Source organism: Micromonospora sp. ZG13, from assembly GCF_059359355.1.
In genome coordinates this window covers 107,920-132,674 of the sequence record NZ_JCADBQ010000015.1, presented here as the reverse complement: position 1 = coordinate 132,674, position 24,755 = coordinate 107,920, and the positions used below count along the sequence as shown (strand labels likewise).

Below are 24,755 nucleotides of genomic sequence, written 5' to 3'. Positions count from 1 at the left end.
CGGTCGGTGTCCCGACCGGCCGGGCCGCGCCGTGCCGGGCGGTGGCCTCCGCACGGCCGCCGGCTCACACCGGCATGGAGGCGAAGACGACCACGTTGTCCGGGTAGCTGCCGGCGGCCTTGTCGAAGGTGCCGCCGCAGGTGACCACGCGCAGGCCGGGTCGGTCGCTGGGACCGTAGACCTGCTCGGTCGGGAACTGCGTCTTCGGGTACGCCTTGACCGACTCGACGGTGAAGGTGGCCTGCTGGCCGTCCTCGCGGGTGACGGTGATGGTGTCGCCCGGTTGCAGGGCGCCGAGGGAGAAGAAGACCGCCGGCCCGATCTCCGCCGAGTCGACGTGCCCGACGATGACCGCGTTGCCGATCTCACCCGGGCTGGGCCCCGGCTCGTACCAGCCGGCCAGCTGCGCCCGTTCGAGCGGGGGCACCTGGACGGTGCCGTCCGGGTTGGTGCCGAGCGGCATGATCGAGGCGTCGACCCCGATCCGGGGGATGGTGATCGTGGTGGGGGCGGAGCGGGCCAGGCCGGTGCCGTTGCCGTTGCCGGTGTCGAGGTCCGGGTCCGCGTCGGGGGCGGGCACGTCGGCGACCGCCGGCCCGGTGCTGACGGGCGCGGCCAGCGGCTGCGGGGGCAGGGGAGCGGGCGCGGTCTTGAGCGAGGCGCCGATCAGGCCCGCGCCGACCATGGCGACCACGACGACGACGGCCGCGCCGGCGGCGCGCCACGGTCTCCCGTGACGGCCGCCGGCCGGTGTCGCCGTCGTGTCAGACGAAGGACTCATCGGTCCGACGCCGGCGCATCAGCACGAGGCCGCCCAGGGCGGCAGCGCCGATCAGGCTCGCCCCACCGGCGGCCAGGCCCCGGTCGGTGCCGGCGGCGGCGCCACCGTCACCACCGTCGACCCCGCCGCGCGGCAGCACGACCAGTTCGCCCTCGCCGCACGAGCCCTTGAGCTCGTAGCGGCCCGGCTTGGCGTGCTCGGACACCTCGGCCTCGCCGTAGTAGACGAAGTCCCGCTTGTGCTTCCAGCGGTCCTCGCCCTTGCCGTTGCCCTCGGACTCCTCGTCCGACCAGCCCTTGTGGTGGCCCTTGCGGTCGTACTCGTCCGACCAGCCCTTGCGGTCCTCGCGGTCGTACTCGTCCGAGCCGTAGCTGTCCGAGCCGTACTCGTGCTCGCGACCCTCGCGGTCGCCCCTGTCGTGGCCCTTGTCGCCGCGGTCGCCCCCGGCGTCCTGGCCGTGCTCGTGGCCCTTGTCGCCGCGGTCGCCCTCGGCGTCCTGGCCGTGCTCGTAGCCCTTCCAGTCGCGCTCGCCCTCGTCGCCGGCGGCGTCGGCGGCGCCACCACCCTGGCCGTTGGCGGGCGGCTGTCCACCGTCGGCGGGCGGCTGGCCACCGTTGGCCGGGGGCTGACCGCCGTTGGCCGGCGGCTGCGGCCTCGGGGTCTCGTCCTTGCCGTCCCCACCCTTGTCGTGGTCGCGGCCCTTGTCGTGGTCCTTGCCCTTGTCGTGGTCGCGGCCCTTGTCCTCGTGGTCGCGGCCCTTGTCGCGGTCGCGGGAGTCCTCGTCGCCGCCACGCCAGTGACCCCGGCCCTCAGCCGGCTTGAGCTTCACCTTGCCGGTGACCTTCGACCAGACGTAGGCGTGCTCCTGCGGCTCGGGGCAGACCTCGAGCAGCTTGACCGTGTCGCCCGCCTTGACGACGTGCGGCTTGGCGTAGACCTTGCCCTCGTCCTCGTGGTGGCCGTCCGCCAACGCGATCCCCGGCGTGAACACGAGCAGGGAAGCGCCACCGAGGGCAGCGCCCGCAACGACCTTCCCGAGCATCTTGTTTGCCATGACCTGCGTCACTCCATCCCTGTTGTCCTGGGCTCGGTGACAACCGAGCTACCGATGACGTTAGACCGTTTCATGAGCTATGAAGGGAAAGATTCGTGTTTTTGCAGCTTCGTGGGGCTAAGCCCCCTAGGGCCGCTACGCCGCTTTAGTCGGCCGCCGCGCGGGCCGGGCGGTTCGCCACCGCGGGCGTGCCCCGGTGCTCCTCGGGCGGCGTGACGCCAGCCCGGCCGGATCGTCCCGTCCCGCCCGCCCCGCCGGATGTCGGCGGCCCCGGGGGCCTCGGCCGTTTCATCGAGCCATTGCCATGGAAGCGCTCCCATGCAAGAATCGCTGCACGCGGTTCGGGGAGCCACACCGCGCAGGCAGGAGTCGAGGGCACCGGTTCGCCGGACGACGTCCCGCCTCCCGGCCGGCACGTCGTTGCCGGTCGGACCACCACCAACACGCCCGTCCGGGTCGGGCACCCCCCGAAGAAACCCGTGGCACCGGCGGTCGTCCACGCAGGACGCCCATCGGGCCGTAACGCCGGGCCGTTCGCGGATCCGGTCTCGCCCAAGGAGATCAGTGGCATGAATGTGTGGAGAAGGCTGTCCGGCCCCCGCCGGGCCCTCGCGCTCGGCGGCGCGGGCGCCCTGGTCGCGGGCGGGCTGGTGACCCTGCCGGTCACCGTGGCGCACGCCGCCACCCAGTGCGACGTGTCGTACACGACCAGCGACTGGCAGGGCGGTTTCACCGCCACCGTCAACATCAAGAACATCGGCGACGCCCTCAACGGCTGGACGCTGGGCTTCACCTTCCCCGACGGCAACCAGCGGGTGCAGCAGGGCTGGTCGGCCCGCTGGTCCCAGAGCGGCCAGAACGTCACCGCGCAGAACGAGTCCTACAACGGCGCGGTGGCCAGCGGCGCCACGGTGAGCATCGGCTTCAACGGCGCCTGGAGCGGCAGCAACCCGAAGCCCACCTCGTTCACCCTCAACGGCGTGACCTGCAACGGCGGCACCCCGCCCACCACCACCCCGCCCACCACGGCCCCGCCGACGACGCCGCCCCCCACGACGCCGCCGCCGACCACCCCGCCGCCCACCACCCCGCCGCCCGGGCAGCGGGTGGACAACCCGTACCTGAACGCCAAGGGGTACGTGAACCCGGAGTGGAAGGCCAAGGCCGAGTCGGTGCCCGGCGGCAACCGGGTGTCGAACAACCCGACCGCCGTCTGGATCGACCGGATCGCCGCCATCAACGGCACCCCGGACAGCAGCTCCAACGGCGCGATGGGTGTCCGTGACCACCTGAACAAGGCGCTCGAGCAGGGGGCGAACTACATCCAGTTCGTCATCTACAACCTGCCCGGCCGCGACTGCGCCGCGCTGGCGTCCAACGGTGAGCTGCGGGCCGACGAGCTGCCGCGCTACAAGGCCGAGTACATCGACCCGATCGCCGCGATCCAGGGCGACCCGAAGTACGCCAGCCTGCGGATCGTCAACATCATCGAGATCGACTCGCTGCCGAACCTGGTGACCAACACCTCCGGCAACCCCGGCGGCACCGCGATGTGCGACACGGTGAAGGCCAACGGCGCCTACGTCAACGGGGTCGGCTACGCCCTGTCGAAGCTGGGCGCGATCGGCAACGTCTACAACTACATCGACGCCGCCCACCACGGCTGGATCGGCTGGGACAGCAACTTCGGCCCGACCGCGCAGATCCTGAAGGACGCCGCCGTCGCCTCCGGTAGCACGGTGAACAACGTGCACGGCTTCATCGTCAACACCGCCAACTACTCGGCGCTGCGTGAGCCGTACATCAAGATCACCGACAACGTCAACGGCACCAGCGTGCGGCAGTCCAAGTGGATCGACTGGAACTTCTACGTGGACGAGCTCTCGTTCGCCCAGGCGTTCCGCAACGAGCTGGTGGCCAAGGGCTTCGACTCGAAGATCGGCATGCTGATCGACACCTCCCGCAACGGCTGGGGCGGCACCGCCCGGCCCACCGGCCCGGGCGCGACGACCAGTGTCGACACCTACGTCAACGGCGGCCGGGTGGACCGTCGGATCCACGCCGGCAACTGGTGCAACCAGGCCGGGGCCGGCCTGGGCGAGCGGCCGAAGGCCGCGCCGGAGCCGGGCATCGACGCCTACGTCTGGGTGAAGCCCCCGGGCGAGTCGGACGGCTCGAGCAAGGAGATCCCGAACAACGAGGGCAAGGGCTTCGACCGGATGTGCGACCCGACCTACACCGGTAACGCCCGCAACGGCAACAGCATGAGCGGCGCCCTGCCGGACGCCCCGATCTCGGGCGCCTGGTTCCCCGCGCAGTTCACGCAGCTCATGCAGAACGCGTACCCGGCGCTCTGAGACCGGAGCCCACCCGCCGCTGGCAGTAGGTGAGGCGCTCCAGCGGCAGGTTCCCCGGGCCCCCGGCCCGACCGTCCGACGGTCGGGTCGGGGGCCCCCTCGCGTACGCCGGTCAGGGCACCGTCTTCTCGATCGCGGCGCGACCCAGTTCGGCCAGGTCCCGGCGGGCCCGCTCGACGTTCTCCGGCGTGATGTCCTGCCCCCGGGCCGCCACCAGGTCCTCCGGCTCCCAGGGCTGCTCCGCCCCGGTGCGGATGTCGTCCGGGGCCGCGCCCGTGCCGGTGCCCGTCGCGCCGGTGCCGGCGGCGTACGGGTCGCCGATCAACTCGTCGCCACCCGCCTCGTCCCCGGGCCCGGTGAACGACGGAGTGTCGCGATCGGCGCCGCCCCCGGTCATCAGCTGCGCGATGCCGGTGTCGTCCTCGGCCGCCGCGGCCATCTCCGGGCTCTCCTCCAACGGCCGGTCACGGTCACGATCCGTCATGTCGCTGCCCTCCCGTCACCAGGTGGTGTCTCCTGATCCCGCTCGCGTACCCGGCGTGGCGGTGCCCATGCCGGATACCGGCGGCGGGACGGCTCAGCGCTCCTCCCCGGAGGTCTCCGGCGGCTCGACCGGGTTGCGCCACTGCCAGAGCAGCATCAGCACGCCGAAGACGAGCATGCCGAGGCCCGCCCAGAGGTTGATCCGGACGCCCTGGGCCTTCTGCACGGCGGAATCGCCGTCGAAGATCCCGATCAGGGTGACGATCGCCCCGTACGCGGTGAAAAGGCCACCGATCACCCGGCGGATGTCGAACAGCCGGGCGGCGGCCGAGCGGCGGCGGGCCTCCTCGGTGGCCCTGACCGACCGGTCGTGCCCGTGCGGGTTGAGGTTGTCCATGCTCATGGCGAGGACCCCTTCCTAGAAGAACGGCACGTAGAGCAGGAGGGAGAGCGCGACCGCGATCAGGCCGAGCAGCACCGGCGAGCGCCACCAGACCGCGTCCCCGGTCAGCACGTCGCCCTTCACGTCGACGGCGCCCATGCCGTAGACCAGCCCGCGCAGGTCCTCGTCGCGCTTCTTCGTGGTGAACGGCGTGACCACCGCCGCGACGACGGCCGCCGTGACGAACGCGATGCCGGCGCCCCAGAAGCTCTCCTCCAGGTCCGAGTTGAAGTGCACCACCCCGGCCTTGTAGAGCAGGTAGGTCGCCAGCGCCGCCAGGGTGCCCAGGAGCAGGGAGAGGAAGCCGGCCGCCGCGCTCATCCGGCGCCAGAACATGCCGATGATGAAGGTGGCGAACAGCGGCGCGTTGAACAGCGAGAAGAGTGCCTGGATGTAGTTCATGATGTTGCTGAACCCGGCGGCGATGAACGCGGTGCCGATGCCGACCAGCACGCCGCCGACCGTCGCCCACCGGCCGATGCGGATGTAGTAGTCGTCGGGGCGGTCCCGGCGCACGTACTGCTGCCAGATGTCGTAGGTGAACACGGTGTTGAAGCCGCTCACGTTCGCCGCCATGCCGGCCATGAACGACGCGACCAGGCCGGTCACCGCGATGCCGAGCACGCCGTTGGGGAGCAGGTCGCGCATCAGCAGGGGGATGGCGTTGTTGTAGACCAGGTCGCCGCTCTCCGCGCCGAGGCCCTGCACCGTCACCAGGGCGACCAGGCCGGGGATGACCGTGACCACCGGGATGAGCAGCTTCGGGTACGCGGCGATGATCGGCGTACGCCGCGCGGCACTCATGTTCTTGGCCGACAGCGCGCGCTGCACCTCGGCGAAGTTGGTGGTCCAGTAGCCGAAGGAGAGCACGAAGCCGAGGCCGAAGACGATGCCGATCCAGTGCGCGCCGAGCGGGTTGTCGGTGCCGCCGGTGTCCTGCCAGGTGTGCAGCCCCGCCTCGCCCAGCCTCGACTCGCGCACCGCGTCCATCAGGCCGGCGACGCCGCCCACCTTGACCAGTCCCAGGATCGTGATCGGCAGCAGGCCCGCGATGATCACGAAGAACTGGAGCACCTCGTTGTAGATCGCCCCGGAGAGCCCGCCCACGGTGATGTACGCCAGCACGATCAGCGCGCCGATCACGATGGCGACCCAGAGCGGCCAGCCGAGCAGCGCCTGCATGATCAGTGCCAGGGCGTAGAGGTTCACCCCGGCGATGAGCACCTGGGCGACGGCGAAGCTGAGCGCGTTCAGCAGGTGGGTGGGGCGGTTGAAGCGCAGCCGCAGGTACTCGGGCACGCTGCGGACCTTGGAGCCGTAGTAGAACGGCATCATCACGATGCCGAGGAAGGCCATCGCCGGCACGGCGCCGATCCAGTAGTAGTGCAAGGTCATCGCGCCGTACTGGGCGCCGTTGGCGGCCATACCGATGATCTCCAACGCGCCGAGGTTGGCGGAGACGAAGGCCAGTCCGGTCACCCAGGCGGGCAGGGAGCGCCCGGAGAGGAAGAAGTCGACGCTGGTCTTGATGGCCCGCCGGGCGGCGAAGCCGACACCGAGCACCGTGACGAAGTAGAGCGCCAGGATGCCGTAGTCCAGGACGTTCATGTTCAGCCGCAGGCCATCGCCGTCCATCCCGGTAACCCTTCGTCAACCGTCCGTGCCCGTTAGTGCGCGCGCCCAATTACCCCGAATGCGCACTTTCACGCCTGCGGCGGTCAAAAGTCCGCCGCGGGCCTCCCCGGCCCGGCCGGCCACGGCACCCTCCGGACCGTCACCGGGACCCGTCGACGCGGCGGCGCCCCACCGGGCCGGATCACCGGGCGCTGCGCGCCGTGCACACGAGGCACCCCGGCGGCGGCGTCCCGGGCCGTGGACGCGACGACGCCCCCGGCCGGTCGGCCGGGGGCGCCTTGTGGGAACCGGGGTCAGCGCCCGAGGACCCGGTCCAGGAAGTCGCGGTAGTGGCGGACGGCCATCCGGAGCTGCTCGGTGTCGGACGAACCGGCGTCCTGCCAGCCGCCCAGCTTGTTCTTCTGCGCGGACAGCGCCGAGGAGAGCGCCTGGATGGCCTCGTCGACCAGCGACTGGGCCTCCCCGGCCGCCGCGCGGGGGTCGTCCACGAAGCGGAGCTGGACGTCCCGCCAGCGGTCCCGGAAGCCCTGCGCCATCGCGGGGTCGAAGAGGCTGGCCGGTTCGGCGGCCACCGTGGCGCCCGCCGGCCGGTCCAGACCGGCGGCCTCCAGCTTTCCGGCGCCCGCACGTCCGGCCGGCGCGTGCTCGGCGTCCGGGTCGACCATCGCCGGCGTGGCGCTGCCGTACCCGGCCGCACCCGCCTTCGCATCGTCGGTCAGGTCGGCCCGGCGCTCGGGGCGGCCGTCGACGGCGTCCGGGGGCAGCACCTCCGCGTCGCCCCGGCGGGGCTGCCGCTCGTCGGGACGGGCGTCGCCGAGCCCGACGGAGCGGTGGAACTCCGCGGTCGGGTCCGCCCGGCGGCCCTCCCGGGGGCCGCCCGCGGCGCCGTCGCCCGGCCGCGCGGTCGACTCCGTACGCGGGTCGGGTTCGTCCTCGGGAAGCGGGCTGGCCAGGGCGGACGCGGCGACCGCGCCGCCGACGCTGGTGGCGCCGAAGGCGGTCGGCACCGGCCCCGGCTCGTGGAACTCGGCGCGGTCGCCGTCGGCGTCCCGCCCGTCCGTGCGGGTCCTGCCGGTGCCCCGGCCGTGCGACGACTCGTCGCCGGCGACCGCCGGGTCGTCGAAGGTGCCCCGGTCGTCGAGGGCGTCCTCGGGTACGTCGGCGCGGCCGGCCCGGTCGCCCGGAGGCGGCACCGGCACCGGCTCGGACCGGACGGCCTCGGGGTGCTCGTTGCCCACCCGCTGCTCTTCCTGGCGCATGGTGATCCTCCTAGCGGCTCGTGGCGTCGTGCTGGCTGTCCGGGTTGCGCTGCTCTGCCGGTCGGGCCGCGACCGGCTCCTCGCCGAGCAGGTCGGCGAAGAGGGCGCGGTAGTGGACGACGGCCTGGCGCAGTTCCTCGGTGCTCGCCTCGCCCCGGGAGTTGCGCAGGTGGATCTCGTGGGCGTCGCGGTAGTGGCCCAGCGTGCGGGCGTGCTCCACGGAGAGGTGGGCGATCTGGTCGGCGAACTCACCGGTGGGGTAGCCCCGTTCCGCGATGAGCCGGGTGACCAGTTCGTCCGCGTCACCCACGGTCTCGGCGGGGGAGTCGACGAAGCGGACCTGGAGCTCCTCCCACGCGGCGGCGTAGCGGGCCCGGGACTCGGGGGCGAGCGGGGTGAGCGTGAGATCCGCGTGGCGACGCTCCCGCTCCCGCAGTTCCCGCTCGGCGGCGGTCCGGCTGTCCTGCTCGGCGACGGCGCGGTCGTACTCGGGCCCGAAACGCGACCGCAGCGCGCGGCGGCGGGCGTACGACCGGGCGGCCACGGCCACGGCCGCGATCACCAGCACGACGAGAACTATGACGATTACCTGCGTGGGCGACATGGCTCCTCCTTCGTGGGTGGTATTCCCTCCGCTCGGTGATCGCCAATCCCGTTCCGGCGCACTTTCCTGACGAACCCGGCGGTGGCCCCTTCCCCGGCCGGGCATGACGAGTCACACAGCGTGATCGGGAGCCTAAAACTTGACTCGTTCCAGAAAACGAGCTTGGGTGGGGTGATGCCGGTCGGATCCGATGTCGAACGCCTGCGAGCTGCGGGGCTGCGTGTCACGCGGCCCCGGCTCGCGGTGCTCGCGGCGGTGCGCGACCGGCCGCACCTGGATGCTGACACGATCACCCGAATCGCCCGGATCCGCCTCGGGCGGATCTCCCACCAGGCGGTCTACGACGTTCTGCACGCGCTCACCAACGCGGGACTGCTGCGCCGGTTCGCCCCGGCCGGCGGGCCGGCCCGGTACGAGCTGGGCGGGGACGACCACGACCACCTGGTCTGCCGGGACTGCGGCGCGATCGTCGACACCCGGCGCAAGCGGGCCCCCGGGCCCTGCCTCGACCCCGGGGCCTCCGCCTTCGTGGTGGAGTCCACCGAGGTCACGTACTGGGGCCGGTGCCCCGCATGCCAGCCGCGACACGGCTGACGCCAGCCGCCACACCGATCTGGAGGAGAGCCATGAGCGACCCGCAGGCCAGCAGGCCGATCCTCACCACCCGTCAGGGTCACCCCGTGCACAACAACCAGCAACAGCGGACGGTCGGCTCGCGCGGCCCGGCGACGCTGGAGAACTACCACTTCCTGGAGAAGATCAGCCACTTCGACCGGGAGCGGATCCCGGAGCGGGTGGTGCACGCCCGCGGCTTCGTCGCGCACGGCGAGTTCGAGGCGTACGGGACGATCGGCGACCAGCCGGCGTCGACGTACACCCGGGCCAAGCTGTTCCAGACCAAGGGCAGGAAGACCCCGGTCACCATCCGCTTCTCCACCGTCATCGGCGGGCGGGACTCCTCCGAGGCGGCCCGCGACCCGCGTGGCTTCGCCGTGAAGTTCCGCACCGAGGACGGCAACTGGGACATGGTGGGCAACAACCTCCAGGTCTTCTTCATCCGCGACGCCATCAAGTTCCCCGACGTGATCCACTCGCTGAAGCCGGACCCGGTCACCTTCCGCCAGGAGCCGAACCGGATCTTCGACTTCATGTCGAACACGCCCGAGTCGATGCACATGCTGACCTGGCTCTTCTCCCCGTACGGCATCCCGAGGAACTACCGGACGATGCGCGGTTCCGGGGTGAACACCTACCGCCTCGTCAACGCCGAGGGCGAGGGCGTGCTGGTCAAGTTCCACTGGCTGTCCCAGCAGGGCGAGCACAACCTCACCCAGGCCGAGGCGGACGCCATCCAGGCCACCGACCTGGGTCACGCCTCGAAGGACATCTACGAGGCGATCGAGCGCGGCGACCACCCGAAGTGGGAGCTCAACGTCCAGGTCATGAGCGACGACGAGCACCCGGAGCTGGACTTCGACCCGCTCGACGACACCAAGATCTGGCCGGAGGAGGACTTCCCCTACCTGCCGGTCGGCATGATGACGCTCAACCGCAACATCACCGACCACCACGACGAGAACGAGCAGATCGCCTTCGGCACCGGCGTGCTGGTCGACGGCATCGACTTCTCCGACGACAAGATGCTGGTCGGCCGGACGTTCTCCTACTCGGACACCCAGCGCTACCGGGTCGGCCCGAACTACCTCCAGTTGCCGATCAACCGGCCGCGCGAGGACGTCCGGGTCAGCACCAACCAGGGCGGCGGCCAGATGTCGTACGGGGTGGACAACCGTGGTGCCAACCCGCACATCAACTTCGAGCCGTCCTCGGTCGCGGGCCTCCAGGAGGCCGACGAGTCCTACCGGGAGTACCGTCCGTTCGTCTCGGGCCAGATCATGAAGGCCCCGATCGAGCGGCAGAACAACTACTCCCAGGCCGGTCGGCGCTACCGCGAGATGGACGACTGGGAGCGCGACGACCTGATCCTCAACCTCACCACCCTGCTGTCGCAGTGCGACAAGCACATCCAGGAGAAGATGGTCTGGCACTTCAGTCAGTGCGACTCCGACTACGGTCGCCGGGTCGCCGAGGGCCTCGGCATCGCCGTCGACGCCTGACCCGTACCGCCCACGAACGCCCCGCCGGCCCCCGGCGGGGCGTTCGTCGACTGTGGACGATCGGACCGGTACGCCCGACGCGACGGACGGTAGTGCATCGGGCGAGGATTACGTATCCTGCCCAAGGCGTCCGCCGGACCTGCCCGGCAACCGCGGGCCGGAACGGTCCGACCGCGACGCTGCCCGGCCGGCGCCGGCGCCCCCGCAGCCACACCTTCCGGGCGAGGTCTGATTGAACACCCGCGACTGGCCGATCCGCTCGAAGCTGACCGCACTGGTCGTCGTGCCGGTGACCGCGCTGCTGGCGCTCTGGATCTTCGCCACGACGCTGACCTTCGGGCCCGCCCTCGACCTGCTCGCCGCCCGCACCCTCCTCTACGACCTCGGCCGTCCCGGCGAGACCGTGGTGGCCGAGCTGCAACGGGAGCGCCGGCTGTCGGTGGTGCAGTTGGCGGGCGACGGGGACGCACCGGGGCTCGCCGAGCAGCGGCAGCGGACCGACCGGGCGATCGCCGAGCTGCGCCGCCGGGTCGGCGGGGAGGACCTGCGCGACGCCGCCGACGACATCCTCGACGCCCGGCTCGACCAGCTGGCCACCGCCCTGGAGGCGCTGCCGGCCGGGCGGGGCTTCATCGACCGGCGCGCGGTGGACCGGGCCGGCGCGGTCGGGCTCTACAGCGGCATGATCAATTCGGCCTTCCAGGCGTTCTCCGCGATGGCCAACCTGCCGGACCGCGACCTCAACCGGCAGGCCCTCGCCGTCACCGCGCTCGGCCGGTCGCGGGAGCTGCTCGGGCAGACCGACGCCCTGCTCGCCGGGGCGTTCACCGCCGGCCGGTTCGCCGACGGCGAGCACCTCCAGCTCGTGCAGACCATCGGCAACCAGCGGTTCCTCGCCGAGACGGCGGTCGCCGACCTGCCGGACGCCGAGCGCGCCGCGTTCCAGCGGTTGACCGAGGGGGAGGCCTTCGGTCGGCTGCGGTCGATGCAGGACACGCTGGTCGGCGCCGGGTCCACCACGCGGCCGGCGGTGGACCCGGTGGCCTGGCAGGAGAGCTACCAGGCGGTGCACGAGGCGCTGCGGGAGTTCGAGCTGGCGCAGGCCGACGGGCTCGCCGAGCGGTCGGTGCCGTCGGCCGTACGCATCCTGGTCCGGCTCGGCGCCGCCGGCGTGCTGGGGCTGGCCGCCGTCGTGGTCTCGGTCCTCGTGGCGCTGCGGGTCGGTCGTAACCTCGCGCACCGGCTCACCGGCGTACGCACGGCGGCGCTGGAGACGGCCGAGCGCCGGCTGCCCGACGTGGTGGCCCGGCTGCGCCGGGGCGAGCAGGTCGACGTCGCCCGGGAGGCGCCCCCGCTGGAGTACGGCGGCGACGAGATCGGCCAGGTGGCGCGGGCGTTCACCGAGGTGCAGCGCACCGCGGTCCAGTCGGCCGTCGACGAGGTGACCCTGCGGCGCGGCCTCAACGAGGTGTTCCTGAACATCGCGCGGCGCAGCCAGGGGCTGGTGCACCGGCAGCTCGCGCTGCTGGACCGGATGGAGCGGCACACCGAGGACCCGGACGAGCTGGCGGAGCTGTTCCGCGTCGACCACCTCGCCACCCGGCTGCGGCGGCACGCCGAGGACCTGGTCATCCTGGCCGGGGCGGCCCCGGGTCGGGGCTGGCGCAACCCGGTGGCGACGGTCGACCTCGTCCGGGGTGCGATCTCCGAGGTCGAGTCGTACGACCGGGTCGACATCACCGCCGTGGCGCCCGCCGGCGTGCTGGGTCGGGCCGTCGGCGACGTGATCCACCTGCTCGCCGAGCTGATCGAGAACGCCACCGCGTTCTCGCGGCCGCAGACCCGGGTCGAGGTCGCCGGGCAGCACGTGGCGAACGGCTACGCGATCGAGATCACCGACCGGGGCCTGGGCATGTCCGCCGCCGCGCTGGAGGACACCAACCGGCGGCTGGCCCGCTCGCCCGACTTCGAGCCGACCGAGACCGCCCGCCTCGGGCACTTCGTGGTGGCCCGGCTGGCGGCCCGGCACGGCGTCCGGGTGCGGCTGCGCCCGTCCGACGGTGGCGGGCTGACCGCCGTGGTGCTCATCCCCGCCGACCTGGTCACCGACGAGCCCGCCCTGGTTCCGACCGGCGGCCCGCCGGTGGCGCGCCCGGCCACGGGGACCCCGGAGGAGCGGCGGCTCGCCCGGACGAGCCGGCTGAGCACGCTGCCGCGCCCGGCCCGCTCCGCCGAGCCCGCCACGGCGGCTCCGGCCCCCGCGCGGCCGGCCGAGTCGTCCAAAGGTGCCGCAGCGCGCGGCGCGGCTCCCGGCGGTCCGGTCCCGGGCGACGCGGCTGTTGGCGGTCCGGTCCTGAACGGCGCGGCTTCCGGCGGCCCGGCCCCCGTCGAGGCGGTCGGGGAGATCGACGGGCTGCCGCGGCGGGTGCGCCGGCGGCCGGCGGCGGTCCGGCCCCGGGCGGCGGCCCCGGGCGGAGGGCAACCGACCGCAGGGGACGGCCTGGGACGCGGGTCCGCGCTGGACGGCCCGACGCTGCGGCAACCGGTGATCGAGAGTCCCGCCCCGCGCAGCCCGGAGGAGGCACGGCGAGCCATGTCCGCCCTCCAGGCCGGCACCGCCCGAGGCCGCGCGGCGGCCACCGGCGCGGCTCCGGAGGGGGCCTCCGCCGCGGCGGCCACCGGCGCGGTCCCGGAGGGGGCCTCCGCCGCGACGGCCACCGCACCCGCGTCGGAGCGGGCCGCCTCCGCCGTGGCGGCCACCGGCCCGGCTTCCGGGCAGGCCGCCCCGCACGCCACCGTGGCGGCCGTCGGCGCGGCTCCCGGGCAGGCCACCGCCGACGGGCCGGGCCGGCCACGCGAGGACCCGAGCGCGACGCCGGCCGAGCGGCCGGTGGACCCCGAACCGATGACCGCGACTGAGAGGGACGCCTGATGCATCCGACGAGGCAGAGCGCCGATCTCGACTGGTTGCTCGACGAACTGGTGGAACGGGTGCCGCCCGCCCGGCAGGCGGTGGTGCTCTCGGCGGACGGGCTGCTGATCGGCTCCTCCGCCGGCATGGACCGCGCCGACGCCGAGCACCTCTCCGCGCTGGCCTCCGGCTTCTCCAGCCTGGCGCGGGGCGCGAGCCGGCAGGTGGCCGGCGGCGCGGTCCGGCAGACCGTGGTGGAGATGGAGTCCGCGTACCTCTTCGTCACCGCCGCCGGGCAGGGCGCCTGCCTGGCCGTCGTCAGCGACGCGGACGCGGACATCGGCCTGGTGGCGTACGAGATGGCGATGCTCGTCACCCGGGTCGGGGAGAACCTGAGCGCGCCCGCCCGGTCGACGGCGGGGGTCGCCGATGCGGGCTGAGTCGCCCGGGCCGCAGCACGAGTGGCTGGACGACGACGCCGGCCCGGTCGTGCGGCCCTACACCCTCACCGGCGGCCGGGTGCGCTCCGCCGCCGACGGGTTCGACCTGGTCGCGTACGTGCTGGCCGAGGCGGCCGCCGACCCGACCGTCCACCCCGAGCTGCACCCCGAGCACCGGCGCCTGGTGGAGTTGGCCGCCCGGCCGGTCCCCGTCGCGGAACTCGCGGCCGACCTCGACCTCGCGGTGGGCGTGGTCCGCGTACTCCTCGGCGACCTGCTGGCGCGGGGCCTGGTCGCGGTGCACCAGCCGACAGCCGCCACGTACCTGCCCGACGACGACATCCTCAAGGCGGTGGTCAGTGGACTCCGTGCGCTATGACCGAACCGGATCCGGCTCCCGGATCCCGCTCGCGCTCAAGATCCTGATCGCCGGGGGGTTCGGCGCCGGCAAGACGACGCTGGTGAGCGCGCTCAGCGAGGTCCGGCCGTTGCAGACCGAGGAGGTGCTGACCGGCGCCAGCATCGGCACCGACGACCTCTCCGGCGTCGAGGCGAAGTCGACCACGACGGTGGCGATGGACTTCGGCCGGATCACGATCAACGAGGATCTCCAGGTCTACCTCTTCGGGACCCCGGGACAGGACCGGTTCTGGTTCCTCTGGGACGAGCTGGCGTTCGGGGCGCTCGGCGCGGTGGTGCTCGCCGACACCCGTCGGCTGGCCGACTGCTTCCCGTCGATCGACTACTTCGAGCAGCGGGGCGTCCCCTTCGTGGTGGGGGTGAACTGCTTCGACGGCGCCCGGAAGTTCAGCCTGGAGTCCGTACGCCAGGCGCTGGACCTCGACCCCGACGTGCCGCTGGTGCTCTGCGACGCGCGGGACCGGCAGTCCGGCAAGGAGGTGCTGATCGAGCTGGTCGAGCACGTGGCCCGGCAGCGCGGCGAGCCGGTGCCGACGGCCTGACCGCCCGTGGCGGCGGTCCCGGCGGGCGTCCGCCCGGCCGGGCCGCCGCGATTCGGCGGGGTTTTCGGGGCTAAGCGGGCGGCCCAGCGGGAAGGCTGGTGGGATCGGTACGGGAATCGACGGAGGGCGGATCCGGTGACAGGTCAGGGCGAGATCGTCCACATCGGCGGCTACACGGCGCACAGCGGGGGGCGGGGCACCGGCATCGTCGCGGCGCGGCGGGACCCCGCCTCGGGTGGGCTGACCCCGCTCGGCACCGTCGCGACGACCCCCTCGCCGTCGTTCCTCGCCCGGCACCCGCGGCTGCCCGTGCTGTATGCCGTGAACGAGCTGCCCGACGGGCAGGTGAGCGCCTTCCGGGTCGGCGCCGACGGCGACCTCACCCCGCTCGGCACCCGGCCCACCGGGGGCGCGGAGCCCTGCCACCTGGCGGTCGTGCCGGGCGGCGACCACCTCGTCGTGGCCAACTACGGCGGCGGCAGCGTGACGGTGTTCCCGCTCGATCCCGACGGGGTACCCGGCGAGCGCAGCGACCTGGTGGAGCACGAGGGGCACGGGCCGGACCCGGAACGCCAGGACCGGGCGCACGCCCACATGGTGAACCCGGCTCCGGGCCGGGGCCCGCTGCTCGCCGTCGACCTCGGCACCGACTCGATCTACCGCTACGACCTGGATCCCGCCACCGGCCGGCTGGTGCCCCGGGCGCCCCGGGTGCGTACGGCCGCCGGCCTCGGTCCCCGGCACCTGGCCCGGCACCCCGACGGGCGGCGCTGCTGGGTGGCTGGGGAGCTGGACGGCTCGGTCACCGCCTACGAGCTGACCGACGACGGGGCGCTGCACCAGCGGGGCCGGGTCGAGGCCAGCGACCGGCCCGGGCACGTCCAGCCGTCGGAGATCGCGGTCGGCCCGGACGGGCGGCACCTCTACGTCGCCAACCGGGGGGTCGGCACCGTCGCGGTCTTCGCCGTCTCCGGTGAGCTGCCGGAGCTCGTCGCCGAGGTGGACACGGGCGGCGAGTGGCCGCGGCACTTCGCCCGGGCCGGGGAGCACCTCTACGTCGCCGACGAGCGGGCCGACATGGTCCGGGTCTTCCGGGTGGACGCGGCCACCGGCGTACCGGCTCCGGTCGGGGAGCCCGTGGCGGTGCTGAGCCCGACCTGCGTGCTGCCCTGACCAGCCACGACGCCCGCGACGTCACTCCGGCGGGGCGGCGCCGTCACGTAAAGTGACGATTTGGCGATCAACTATTTCTCCTGCGTAACTTTCGTCCGAACGGCCGTGGCAGTTGTCCCGACAGGTCCGCAAGATGGTCAGCGTGTCAGCAGGCCGCCATCGCATGCGTACGAACCTCCACGCAGCCACCGCAGCCGCCGCCGTGGGCGTCCTCGCCGTCACGGCCGGCGGCTGGTTCGGCTACCAGCAGCTGGCGCAACCCGACTGCTCGGGGCGGCTCGAACTCTCCGTCGCGGTGGCGGCCGAACTCGCGCCGGCGGTCGATGACGCCGCCGCGCAGTGGGTGAAGGACGGTGCCGCGGTGGGCGACACCTGCATCGCGGTGAACGTCACGGCGTCCGATCCCGTCGACGTGGCCGCGACGGTCGCCGCCAAGCACGGCGTCACCCTGGCCGGCGTGGGGCAGGCCAGCGGTACGTCGGTCAGCCCGGACGTCTGGGTGCCCGACTCCTCCACGTGGCTGCTCCGGCTCAAGACCGGCGGCGCCACCGCCTTCGAGCCCGGCAACGGGGCGTCCATCGCGCGCAGCCCGGTGGTCGTGGCGATGCCGGAGCCGGTCGCGACCCGGCTGGGCTGGCCGCAGAAGAAGTTCAGCTGGACCCAGCTCCTGCAACAGGTGCAGAGCGACAAGCCGTTGCGCACCGGGATCGTCGAGCCGACCCGCGACGCCGCCGGCCTGTCCGGCCTGCTCTCGCTGACGGCCGCCGCCAGCGCCTCCGGCGGCCCCGACGCCGAGAAGGAGAAGGTCGCCGCGCTGCGGGCGCTGGCCACCGACCGCTCGGCGCTGCGGCCGGACCTGCTCGCCCGGTTCCCCACCGCCTCGGACCCGACGACGATCGCGAGCAGCCTGGGTGCGGCGGCGCTCTCGGAAGAGGACGTGATCCAGTACAACAGCAAGAAGCCGCCGGTGCGGCTGGCCGCGCTCTACCTGGAGCCGGCGCCCGCGGCGCTGGACTACCCGTACGCGGTGCTGCCCGGCATCGAGCCGGCCAAGGCGTCGGCGGCGCGGGTGCTCTACGAGGTGCTCAGCAGCGACAGCTTCCGTGACCGGCTGGCGAGCCGGTCGTTGCGCGCGCCGGACGGCAACTGGGGTGCGGGCTTCGACGCGCCGCAGGGCGCGCCCAGCCCGGCCGGTGGCGCGCCGGCCCCGCCGACCAACGGTGGCGGCTCGGCTGCCGGCGGGCTCGACCCGCAGGCCATGGACCGGGCGGTCTCCAGCTGGTCGATCGCCACCCAGTCCGGCCGGATGCTCGCCGTCATCGACGTCTCCGGCTCGATGAAGGAGAAGGTGGCCAACGCCGGCAACGCGACCCGGCAGCAGGTCACCGTCGAGGCGGCCCGTCGAGGGCTGAACCTCTTCGACGACTCCTGGTCGATCGGTCTCTGGACGTTCTCCACGCAGCTGGTGGGCGCCCGCGACCACCGGGAGCTGCTGCCCATCGGGCCGTTGTCCCGCCAGCGCGGGAAGCTGGAGCAAGCCCTCGGCTCGATCCGCTCCTCGACCGGCAACACCGGCCTCTACGACACGGTGCTGGCGGCCTACCAGAAGGTGCAGGACAACTGGGAGCCCGGCCGGGTGAACTCGATCGTGCTCTTCACCGACGGCAAGAACGAGGACTCCGCCGGCATCACGCAGCAGAAGCTGCTGGGCGAACTCAACAAGATCAAGGATCCGGAGCGGCCCGTGCAGGTCGTGATCATCGGTATCGGCAGCGACGTGAGCAAGGCCGAGCTGAAGTCGATCACCGACGTCACCGGCGGCGGGGCGTTCGTCACCGAGGACCCGACCAAGATCGGCGACATCTTCCTCAAGGCGATCGCCTTGCGCAAGGCTCCGGCCTGAGCCGCCACGCAGCGCGGAGCGGGTCCGGCGTGCGGGACCGGGTGCCGTGGGCCCTTTCCCCGAAAGGGGTTCCTCGGGGAAAGTAGTGACGGTAATGCGTCCGAAGCAATCGGCGACCATGGTTGCCGGGGCAGGATGTCCTGGTGCCCCCGTGACGGGCCCGCGACCCGGGCCCGGCCGGCGGGCCGTCGGCGACCGAAGTGGGGAGGGCCGGTGACCTCAGCGACGCTGTTGACCCCCGCCAGCACGTCGTCGAGACCGGACGAACCACGACCAGGGCCGGCCCGCACCCGCGAGCGCGCCTACGTCCGCTCCCTGGTGGTGCTGGACACCACCGTCCTGACCGTCGCCGTGCTCGTCGGCTACGTCGCCCGGTTCGGCGACGACGCCCCCGGCGGCTCGAAGATCCCCTACGTCCTGGTAGCCCCGGGGCTGGTGCTCGCCTGGCTGGTCTCGCTGCGGGTGCTGCGCTGCTACGACGACCGCGTCCTCGGCTACGGCGCCGACGAGTACCGGCGGGTCGGCACCGCCAGCCTGCGCCTCGCCGGCGGCATCGCGATCGCCGGCTACATCGCCGACGTGGGCGTCTCCCGGGGATTCCTCGGCATCTCGTTCGCCGTCGGGATGCTCGGCCTGGAGGTGGCCCGGTTCGCCGCCCGCAAGCGGTTGCACCGGGCGCGGTCCGAGGGCGCCGGCTGGTCGCGCAAGGTGCTGGTGGTCGGCGACACCGCGCACGTGCTGGAGCTGGTGCACACGCTGCGCCGCGAGCCGTACGCGGGCTACCAGGTGGTCGGCGCGTGCATCCCGGACGCGCTGCTCGCCCCGGTGGCCCAGCGGCTGGGCGACGTGCCGGTGGTCGGTTCGTTCCGGGGCATCCCCGAGGCGGCCACCGCCATCGGCGCGGACACCGTCGCGGTGACCGCCTCCGGCGAGCTGACCGCCACCCGGCTGCGGCGCCTGGGTTGGCAGCTGGAGGGCACCGGCATCGACCTGGTGGTGGCCCCGGCGCTGACCGACGTCGCCGGCCCGCGCATCCACACCCGGCCGGTCGCCGGGCTGCCGCTGATCCACGTCGAGGCGCCGGAGTTCCGGGGGGCCCGCAAGCTGGTCAAGGGCTTCGTTGACCGGGCCGTCTCCTCAGTGGCCCTGACGCTGCTGCTGCCGTTGCTGGCCGCCGTCGCGCTGGCCATCAAGATCGACAGCCGGGGCCCGGTACTGTTCCGGCAGACCCGCGTCGGGCAGGGCGGGCGGGAGTTCGGCGTCTACAAGTTCCGCACCATGGTGGTCAACGCCGACGCCCTGCTGGCCGCGCTGGCCGCCCGCAACGAGACCGACGGCCTGATGTTCAAGATGCGCGACGACCCGCGGGTGACCCGGATCGGGCGGCTGCTGCGCAAGTGGTCGCTGGACGAGCTGCCACAGCTGGTCAACGTCCTGCTCGGGCACATGAGCCTGGTCGGTCCCCGTCCGCCGCTGCCCTCGGAGGTGGCCCGCTACGACGGCGACGTGGCCCGCCGCCTGCTGGTCAAGCCGGGCATGACGGGGCTCTGGCAGGTCAGCGGCCGGTCCGACCTGAGCTGGGAGGACGGCATCCGGCTCGACCTCTACTACGTGGAGAACTGGTCGCTCGCGGCCGACCTGACGATCCTGTGGAAGACCTTCGGCGCGGTGGTCAACAGTCGCGGGGCGTACTGAGCCCGCTCAGTCCTGCGGGCCCGTCCAGTCGAGGCAGACCACCACCGCGTCGTCGATCAGGTCGCCGGCGACGAACGCACGCAGGTCGCCGATCAGCGAGCGGACGGCGTCCAGCGGCTCCATCGGCCCGGTCCGGCGCAGGAACCGGTCCAGCGCGCTCTCGCCGTACCGGACGCTCTGCCCGGTGGCGTCGATGACGCCGTCGCTGACCACGAAGAGCCGGTCGTCGCGGCACAACTCGAAGCACTGCTCCTGGTAGTCGGTGGCCTCGAACATGCCGAGCGGGAACTGCGCCTCCAACGGCAGCTCCCGCACGTCCCCGTCGCGCAGCAGCACCAGGCGGGGCGACCCGGCGTCGACGACGGTGAGCCGCCCCGAGCGCAGGTCGAGCTCCATCAGCAGCGCCGCGATGTGCCGGTCGCCCCGGTGCAGGTCGTAGACGGCCTGGTCGGCGAGGGCGGCCTGGTCGGCGAGGCCGAGCCCGGACCGGCGGGCGTTGCGCAGCGCGTGGGTGGCGAGCGAGGTGAGCATCGCGGCGGCCACCCCCTCGCCCGTGCCGTTGATGGTCGACAACCAGACCCGGGTGCCGTCGTCGGACCAGTCGAAGCTGTCGCCGCGTACCGCGTACGCCGGTTCCAGCTGCCCGGCGAGGCGGAACGACGGGCGGGTCCGGCTGCGGCCGGGGAGCAGCTCCCACTGCATCTCGGCGGCGAGGGTGAGCCGCCTGCTGCGGCTTGCCATCCGGTACACGTCCGTGCCCTCGGTGACGGCGGCGATCTCGTGGGCGAGCGCGGTCGCGATCTCCGTCAGCTCGTCGAGCGCGCCCGGTCGCGTCGGCACGGGGGCCACCACCAGTACGCCCCGGCGTTCACCGCGCATCGACACGGGGAGGTAGCCGGTGTCGTCGGCGACGATCGGGGTCTGGTGGTCGAAGCAGCGCCAGGCGGGATGCCCTGGTGCGGTGACGGGCTCGTCCCCGAGCAGCGGCAGCAGGGCGGCCAGCCGGTAGTCGACCTGGAGCAGCTCCACCCGGGTCGTCCCGTAGCCCGCGGCCAGGACGTCGGCGATCCGGTCCAGCAGGAGATCGGCGGGCGCCTCGTTGAGGACGTGCCGTGCCCGGTTGACCGGTTCGCTCATCATCGCTCCTTCATCACGAGCCCAGACCAGTGGATTCGGAGTAGTCTCGGGCCCACCATGGCGGAAGTACACGGTCCCTACGGACCCGAGACGAGTATGGCCGTCGAGCTCGACGCGGTGGCCGGTGCCCTGCTGACGGTCTGGGAGGCCGCGCGCGAGCGCACGACCAGCCGGGTCTCGGGCGCGCAGTTGCGCGCGATCATGCTCGTCGAGCAGCACGAGGGAATCAACCTGCGCCGCCTGGCCACCGGGCTCGACATGCTGCTCTCCTCCGCCAGCCGACTCTGCGACCGCCTCGTGGCGGCGGGCATGCTGGAACGCGAGCCCGGCCGGTTCGACCGGCGGGAGATCGCGCTGCACCTCACCCCGGAGGCGCGCCGGCTCCTCGCGGAGCTGCGGGACGACCGGCGCCAGCAGCTCGCGGCGATCCTCGCCGACATGACCCCCGAGGGGCGGCAGGCCCTGCTGCGGGGCATGCGGGAGTTCGACGAGGCGGCGCGCCACCGCGACGCGTCCGTGGAGTCCGTCGAGGAGACCGGCCCCTGGCCGGGCGTGCCGAGGGAGCGCCCGGCAAGCCTGCCGACGCAGGAGCGGTCCGAAAACGGGCCGCGGGTGGCCAGGACGGCCTGACCCGGGCGCCCACGACCAGGCCGTCACGTTTCCGGCAGCACGGCGGCCGACGTGGTCCTGCCCAGCACCGTCGGGCGCTGCCGCTCGGCACGAGGGCGGGTCAGGCCGGCGCCGCCGCGACGACCAGCATCGCGATGTCGTCCTGGCTCTGCCCGTCGAGCCACTCGTCGAGGGCTTCCAGCAGCCGGTCGACCAGCTCCGCCGGCGTCGACCCGGCGGCCGCGGCCAGCGCCGCGTGCAGCCGTTCCTCACCGAACATCTCCTGACCGTCGGGGCCGCCCCGCGCCTCGATCACCCCGTCGGTGTAGGCGAAGAGCAGCTCACCGGGGGCGAGGCGGAACTCGGCCTCGGCGAAGCGGGCGGCGGCGAGCGCGCCCACCGGCATCCCGCCGACCGCGACGGGGCTGACCCCGCCGTCGGCGCGTACGCGCAGCGGGGACGGGTGGCCGCCGCCGGCGATCCGGACGGTGAACCCGCCGTCGGCCGCGCCGTCGAGGGTGCCGAGCAGCAGGGTGGTGAACTGGCTGCGGCGGGCGGCGTCCGGGGCGTCGAGGAGCGCCTGGTTGAGCAGCCGCATCAGCTCCAGGGGCCGCTGCTCGACCAGGCGCAGGGTCCGCAGGGACTGGCGGACCCGACCGGTGAGCACGGCCGCGCCGACGCCCTTGCCGGCCACGTCGCCGAGCGCGAAGATCGCGCCCCCGGGGACGGGGAACACGTCGTAGAAGTCGCCCCCGATGCGCAGCCGGTCGCCGGCCGCCCGGTAACCGCCGGCGAGGGCGGCGCCCGGTACGACCGGCAGGTCGGGCGGGAGCAGGCTGTGCTGGAGCACCCGGGCCAGGTGGACCTGCTCGCCGTAGAGGTCCGCGGCGCCGAGGGCCGTGCCCGCGCGGGTGGCGAACTGCCGGGCCAGCTCGACGTCGCGGCCGTCGAAGCCGGCACGCCCGGCGCGGCGGACCAGCACCAGGGCGCCGATGGTGCGCCCGGCGCCCCGCATCGGGCTGACCAGCACGGTGCCGGGGCGGCCGAAGTCGGCCGGCAGCACGGTGGCCGGGTCGGCCGCCTCCGCGTCCGGCCAGGGGGCCGGGCCCACCGCGTGGCCGGCCAGCGCCTCGGCCAGACCGGGCAGCGAGCCGGTCAACGACCACGTCGCCAGGCCTGTCGCCGGGGCGGCTTCGGTCCCGTCGTACCGGATCCAGTGCGGCTGATCCGCCGCCGGCGGGGGCGGCAGGTGCACCACCAGAGCCAGGTCGGCGAGGTAGGGCACGGGCAGGGTCGTGGCGGTGCGCAGCGTCTGCTCGCGTTGGAGGGAGAGCCCGAGCCGGTTGCCGGCCTGGGCGAGGAACACCGTGCGGGACCGCTCGACGTGCAGCGCCTCGGTGCGCGCGTGTTCCTCGGTGACGTCCCGCACGTACCAGGCGTGCCGCCCGTCGGCCAGGTCGCGCCGTACGCCACGCAGGCGGCGACCGCCGTGCTCGGTGTCGAAACCGTCCGCCCCGGCGCTGACCGCCCGCGCCACGGCCGGCACCGGGCAGGCGCGCAGGTCCGTGCCGGGCGTGAGCTCGGGGAGCAGTGCGGTGGCCGTCGCGTTGACCAGCGTCACCAGCCCCGCCCGGTCGACCGTCACGACCGCCTCGGTGAGCCCGTCGAGCACCTCGCGGGTGAGCCGGGGATCGGCCGGCGGCGCGGTGCCGGGGGAGCGGCCGGGGTGGGGGTGGGCGGGTCGCCCGCCGTCGGCCGGGCCCGTGACACCGCCTCGGGAAGCGGTGGTCACCGCCGCTCGCCGGGCACCCCGGTCTGTCGACCTGTGCGCATGCTGGTCGTGCACTCCTCGGATGTGGTTCGTTGCCTCGGGGCAAGCGTACCGAGGCGAAGCCGCGACGCCATCGGAGGAACGGGACTCAGGTCGGGCGGGCCAGCCAGCCGGCCGGTCGGGCCAGGATCCGGCGGACCACCGAACCGGCCCCGCCGACGGCCGCGGCGGCGGCGCCGAGGGCCGCCGGGCGGACGGTGACGGGGGACCAGGCCGCGGTGAGCACCCGCCGGGAGATCTCGGCGAGCACCGGCGGGCGCAGCCACGGCGCCAGCGGGGCGTATCCGCCGCCGAGCACCACGGTGTCCAGGTCCAGCAGGTTCACCACGCCGGCGACGGCGACGCCCAGGGCGGTCCCGGCCCCGGCCAGGGCCCGCAGCGCCGCGGGGTCGCCGGCCCCGGCCAGCTCGGCCAGCCGGGTCGTCGCGGTGTCCGCCGGCAGGTCCGCGCCGGCGAGGCCGGCCGCCGCGAGGATGGCCTCCTGACCGGTGTACGTCTCCAGGCAGCCCCGGCTGCCGCACCGGCAGGGCGGGCCGTCGGGCCGGATCGGGAGGTGACCGATCTCGCCGCTCCAGCCGCGCGCACCCCGGTAGAGGGCACCGTCGAGCACGATCCCGGCGCCGATGCCGACCTCGCCGGAGACGTGCAGGAAGCTGGGCCGGCCGGCCGGACCGGCGTGCAGTTCACCCAGCGCGGCGAGGTTGGCCTCGTTGTCGACCACCAGCGGCGGCACGCCGTCGACGTGCGCGGTCAGCGGCGGCCCCTTCCCGAGCAGTGCCGGTACGGGCACGTCGCGCCAGCCGAGGTTCGGCGCGAGGCGGACCAGGCCGGCGTCGTCGACCAGGCCCGGCACCGCGAGGGCCGCGCCGGCCAGGGTCAGCCCCTCGCGGGTGGCGTCGGCGCGGGCGTGCGCGGCCAGGTCCGTGAGCCGGGCGAGCGCGTCGGCGGGGGAGAGGGGCCGCAGGTCGGCGCGGCGCACGGTGTGGTGGCGGACCCGGCCGGCGAGGTCCACCACGCAGGCGGCCAGGTAGTCGACGTTGATCTCCAGGCCGAGCCCGGCCGGCCCGTCGGTGGCGAGCACCAGGCCCCTCGACGGCCGGCCCGCGCCGGTGCGCGGTGTCGGCTCCGCCTCGGCGACCAGCCGGCCGGCGAGCAGGTCCTCCACGACGGCCGAGACCGTGGCCCGGGTGAGGCCGGTGCCGGCGGCCAGCTCGGCCCGGGAGGGCGGGCGGTCGGCGGCGGCGATCCGGCCGAGCACCACGGCGAGGTTCCACTCGCGCAGGCTGCCCTGGCGTACGGGCCCGGGCGGGGCGTCGGGTCGGGTCACCCCTTGACACTGCCACAGGCCGGCCAAATAATTCA

Annotated in this window: 20 protein-coding genes and 1 pseudogene; 11 read left to right on the top strand and 10 right to left on the bottom strand. The window is 73.8% G+C overall.

What is annotated here, in order from left to right; genetic code table 11:
- Nucleotides 1-64: 64 nt before the first annotated feature.
- Entirely contained in the window at nucleotides 65-781 is a 717-nt protein-coding gene (locus AC5L34_RS24670) for a class F sortase (RefSeq protein WP_441177095.1), read from the bottom strand.
- Nucleotides 765-1,835: a hypothetical protein gene (locus AC5L34_RS24665; RefSeq protein ID WP_494827144.1), complete on the bottom strand. Its 1,071-nt coding sequence runs from the start codon at nucleotides 1,833-1,835 to the stop codon at nucleotides 765-767. The genes AC5L34_RS24670 and AC5L34_RS24665 overlap by 17 nt, the downstream gene beginning before the upstream one ends.
- A gap of 569 nt (nucleotides 1,836-2,404) precedes the next feature.
- Between AC5L34_RS24665 and AC5L34_RS24660 the strand changes: the two genes are divergently transcribed.
- Nucleotides 2,405-4,192, top strand: a complete 1,788-nt coding sequence (locus AC5L34_RS24660) for a glycoside hydrolase family 6 protein (RefSeq protein WP_494827142.1) — start codon at nucleotides 2,405-2,407, stop codon at nucleotides 4,190-4,192.
- A gap of 112 nt (nucleotides 4,193-4,304) precedes the next feature.
- Here AC5L34_RS24660 and AC5L34_RS24655 read toward each other — a convergent pair whose 3' ends face one another.
- The 5 genes from AC5L34_RS24655 to AC5L34_RS24635 form a co-directional block, all read right to left on the bottom strand.
- Nucleotides 4,305-4,676, bottom strand: a complete 372-nt coding sequence (locus tag AC5L34_RS24655) for a hypothetical protein (protein WP_363899298.1) — start codon at nucleotides 4,674-4,676, stop codon at nucleotides 4,305-4,307.
- 93 nt (nucleotides 4,677-4,769) lie between these two features.
- Nucleotides 4,770-5,078, bottom strand: a complete 309-nt coding sequence (locus AC5L34_RS24650) for a hypothetical protein (protein WP_494827140.1) — start codon at nucleotides 5,076-5,078, stop codon at nucleotides 4,770-4,772.
- A gap of 15 nt (nucleotides 5,079-5,093) precedes the next feature.
- Nucleotides 5,094-6,752 (bottom strand): sodium:solute symporter family protein, encoded by a 1,659-nt coding sequence (locus tag AC5L34_RS24645; RefSeq protein ID WP_441177091.1) that lies wholly within the window; start codon nucleotides 6,750-6,752, stop codon nucleotides 5,094-5,096.
- Nucleotides 6,753-7,045: 293 nt separating this feature from the next.
- On the bottom strand, nucleotides 7,046-8,011 hold the full coding sequence (locus tag AC5L34_RS24640; RefSeq protein WP_441177090.1) for a hypothetical protein: 966 nt from the start codon (nucleotides 8,009-8,011) through the stop codon (nucleotides 7,046-7,048).
- A gap of 10 nt (nucleotides 8,012-8,021) precedes the next feature.
- Nucleotides 8,022-8,615, bottom strand: coding sequence for a hypothetical protein (locus AC5L34_RS24635; RefSeq protein ID WP_441177089.1), 594 nt, complete (start codon nucleotides 8,613-8,615; stop codon nucleotides 8,022-8,024).
- A gap of 174 nt (nucleotides 8,616-8,789) precedes the next feature.
- Between AC5L34_RS24635 and AC5L34_RS24630 the strand changes: the two genes are divergently transcribed.
- The 9 genes and pseudogenes from AC5L34_RS24630 (at nucleotide 8,790) to AC5L34_RS24590 (ending at nucleotide 19,816) form a co-directional block, all read left to right on the top strand.
- Nucleotides 8,790-9,209 carry a Fur family transcriptional regulator gene (locus tag AC5L34_RS24630; RefSeq protein WP_494827137.1) on the top strand — a complete coding sequence of 140 codons (420 nt, stop codon included), beginning with the start codon at nucleotides 8,790-8,792 and terminating at the stop codon, nucleotides 9,207-9,209.
- A gap of 32 nt (nucleotides 9,210-9,241) precedes the next feature.
- The gene (locus tag AC5L34_RS24625) at nucleotides 9,242-10,732 is read left to right on the top strand and encodes a catalase (RefSeq protein ID WP_441177087.1); all 1,491 of its coding nucleotides are present in this window, start codon (nucleotides 9,242-9,244) and stop codon (nucleotides 10,730-10,732) included.
- Between the two features lie 232 nt (nucleotides 10,733-10,964).
- Nucleotides 10,965-13,388: pseudogene (locus tag AC5L34_RS24620) on the top strand (sensor histidine kinase); the annotation flags it as partial.
- Between the two features lie 275 nt (nucleotides 13,389-13,663).
- The gene (locus AC5L34_RS24615; protein ID WP_357723646.1) at nucleotides 13,664-14,083 is read left to right on the top strand and encodes a roadblock/LC7 domain-containing protein; all 420 of its coding nucleotides are present in this window, start codon (nucleotides 13,664-13,666) and stop codon (nucleotides 14,081-14,083) included.
- The gene (locus AC5L34_RS24610) at nucleotides 14,073-14,462 is read left to right on the top strand and encodes a DUF742 domain-containing protein (protein ID WP_363899319.1); all 390 of its coding nucleotides are present in this window, start codon (nucleotides 14,073-14,075) and stop codon (nucleotides 14,460-14,462) included. The genes AC5L34_RS24615 and AC5L34_RS24610 overlap by 11 nt, the downstream gene beginning before the upstream one ends.
- Nucleotides 14,443-15,045: a GTP-binding protein gene (locus AC5L34_RS24605; protein ID WP_441177086.1), complete on the top strand. Its 603-nt coding sequence runs from the start codon at nucleotides 14,443-14,445 to the stop codon at nucleotides 15,043-15,045. The genes AC5L34_RS24610 and AC5L34_RS24605 overlap by 20 nt, the downstream gene beginning before the upstream one ends.
- Before the next feature lie 135 nt (nucleotides 15,046-15,180).
- Complete coding sequence (locus AC5L34_RS24600; protein WP_494827134.1) at nucleotides 15,181-16,218, top strand: lactonase family protein; 1,038 nt, start codon at nucleotides 15,181-15,183, stop codon at nucleotides 16,216-16,218.
- Between the two features lie 142 nt (nucleotides 16,219-16,360).
- Entirely contained in the window at nucleotides 16,361-18,121 is a 1,761-nt protein-coding gene (locus tag AC5L34_RS24595; protein ID WP_441177084.1) for a substrate-binding domain-containing protein, read from the top strand.
- Between the two features lie 213 nt (nucleotides 18,122-18,334).
- Nucleotides 18,335-19,816 carry a sugar transferase gene (locus AC5L34_RS24590; RefSeq protein ID WP_441177083.1) on the top strand — a complete coding sequence of 494 codons (1,482 nt, stop codon included), beginning with the start codon at nucleotides 18,335-18,337 and terminating at the stop codon, nucleotides 19,814-19,816.
- Nucleotides 19,817-19,822: 6 nt separating this feature from the next.
- Here the strand turns inward: AC5L34_RS24590 and AC5L34_RS24585 are convergent, their stop codons facing one another.
- Nucleotides 19,823-20,953 (bottom strand): PP2C family protein-serine/threonine phosphatase, encoded by a 1,131-nt coding sequence (locus AC5L34_RS24585; protein WP_441177082.1) that lies wholly within the window; start codon nucleotides 20,951-20,953, stop codon nucleotides 19,823-19,825.
- 96 nt (nucleotides 20,954-21,049) lie between these two features.
- On the opposite strand from AC5L34_RS24585, the gene AC5L34_RS24580 reads away from it, so the two are divergent.
- Entirely contained in the window at nucleotides 21,050-21,583 is a 534-nt protein-coding gene (locus tag AC5L34_RS24580; protein WP_441177081.1) for a MarR family winged helix-turn-helix transcriptional regulator, read from the top strand.
- A 100-nt stretch (nucleotides 21,584-21,683) separates the two neighbouring features.
- Here the strand turns inward: AC5L34_RS24580 and AC5L34_RS24575 are convergent, their stop codons facing one another.
- Together AC5L34_RS24575 and AC5L34_RS24570 are read right to left on the bottom strand one after the other, a co-directional pair.
- Complete coding sequence (locus AC5L34_RS24575) at nucleotides 21,684-23,354, bottom strand: PP2C family protein-serine/threonine phosphatase (RefSeq protein ID WP_441177080.1); 1,671 nt, start codon at nucleotides 23,352-23,354, stop codon at nucleotides 21,684-21,686.
- A gap of 127 nt (nucleotides 23,355-23,481) precedes the next feature.
- Nucleotides 23,482-24,720, bottom strand: coding sequence for an ROK family protein (locus AC5L34_RS24570; protein ID WP_441177079.1), 1,239 nt, complete (start codon nucleotides 24,718-24,720; stop codon nucleotides 23,482-23,484).
- Nucleotides 24,721-24,755: the final 35 nt, after the last annotated feature.

Excerpts from the sequence above, each read along its gene's own strand:
- AC5L34_RS24670 (WP_441177095.1), bottom strand. The coding sequence starts at position 781 with ATGAGTCCTTCGTCTGACACGACGGCGACACCGGCCGGCGGCCGTCAC.
- AC5L34_RS24665 (WP_494827144.1), bottom strand. The coding sequence starts at position 1,835 with ATGGCAAACAAGATGCTCGGGAAGGTCGTTGCGGGCGCTGCCCTCGGT.
- AC5L34_RS24660 (WP_494827142.1), top strand. The coding sequence starts at position 2,405 with ATGAATGTGTGGAGAAGGCTGTCCGGCCCCCGCCGGGCCCTCGCGCTC.
- AC5L34_RS24655 (WP_363899298.1), bottom strand. The coding sequence starts at position 4,676 with ATGACGGATCGTGACCGTGACCGGCCGTTGGAGGAGAGCCCGGAGATG.
- AC5L34_RS24650 (WP_494827140.1), bottom strand. The coding sequence starts at position 5,078 with ATGAGCATGGACAACCTCAACCCGCACGGGCACGACCGGTCGGTCAGG.
- AC5L34_RS24645 (WP_441177091.1), bottom strand. The coding sequence starts at position 6,752 with ATGGACGGCGATGGCCTGCGGCTGAACATGAACGTCCTGGACTACGGC.
- AC5L34_RS24640 (WP_441177090.1), bottom strand. The coding sequence starts at position 8,011 with ATGCGCCAGGAAGAGCAGCGGGTGGGCAACGAGCACCCCGAGGCCGTC.
- AC5L34_RS24635 (WP_441177089.1), bottom strand. The coding sequence starts at position 8,615 with ATGTCGCCCACGCAGGTAATCGTCATAGTTCTCGTCGTGCTGGTGATC.
- AC5L34_RS24630 (WP_494827137.1), top strand. The coding sequence starts at position 8,790 with ATGCCGGTCGGATCCGATGTCGAACGCCTGCGAGCTGCGGGGCTGCGT.
- AC5L34_RS24625 (WP_441177087.1), top strand. The coding sequence starts at position 9,242 with ATGAGCGACCCGCAGGCCAGCAGGCCGATCCTCACCACCCGTCAGGGT.
- AC5L34_RS24615 (WP_357723646.1), top strand. The coding sequence starts at position 13,664 with ATGCATCCGACGAGGCAGAGCGCCGATCTCGACTGGTTGCTCGACGAA.
- AC5L34_RS24610 (WP_363899319.1), top strand. The coding sequence starts at position 14,073 with ATGCGGGCTGAGTCGCCCGGGCCGCAGCACGAGTGGCTGGACGACGAC.
- AC5L34_RS24585 (WP_441177082.1), bottom strand. The coding sequence starts at position 20,953 with ATGAGCGAACCGGTCAACCGGGCACGGCACGTCCTCAACGAGGCGCCC.
- AC5L34_RS24580 (WP_441177081.1), top strand. The coding sequence starts at position 21,050 with ATGGCCGTCGAGCTCGACGCGGTGGCCGGTGCCCTGCTGACGGTCTGG.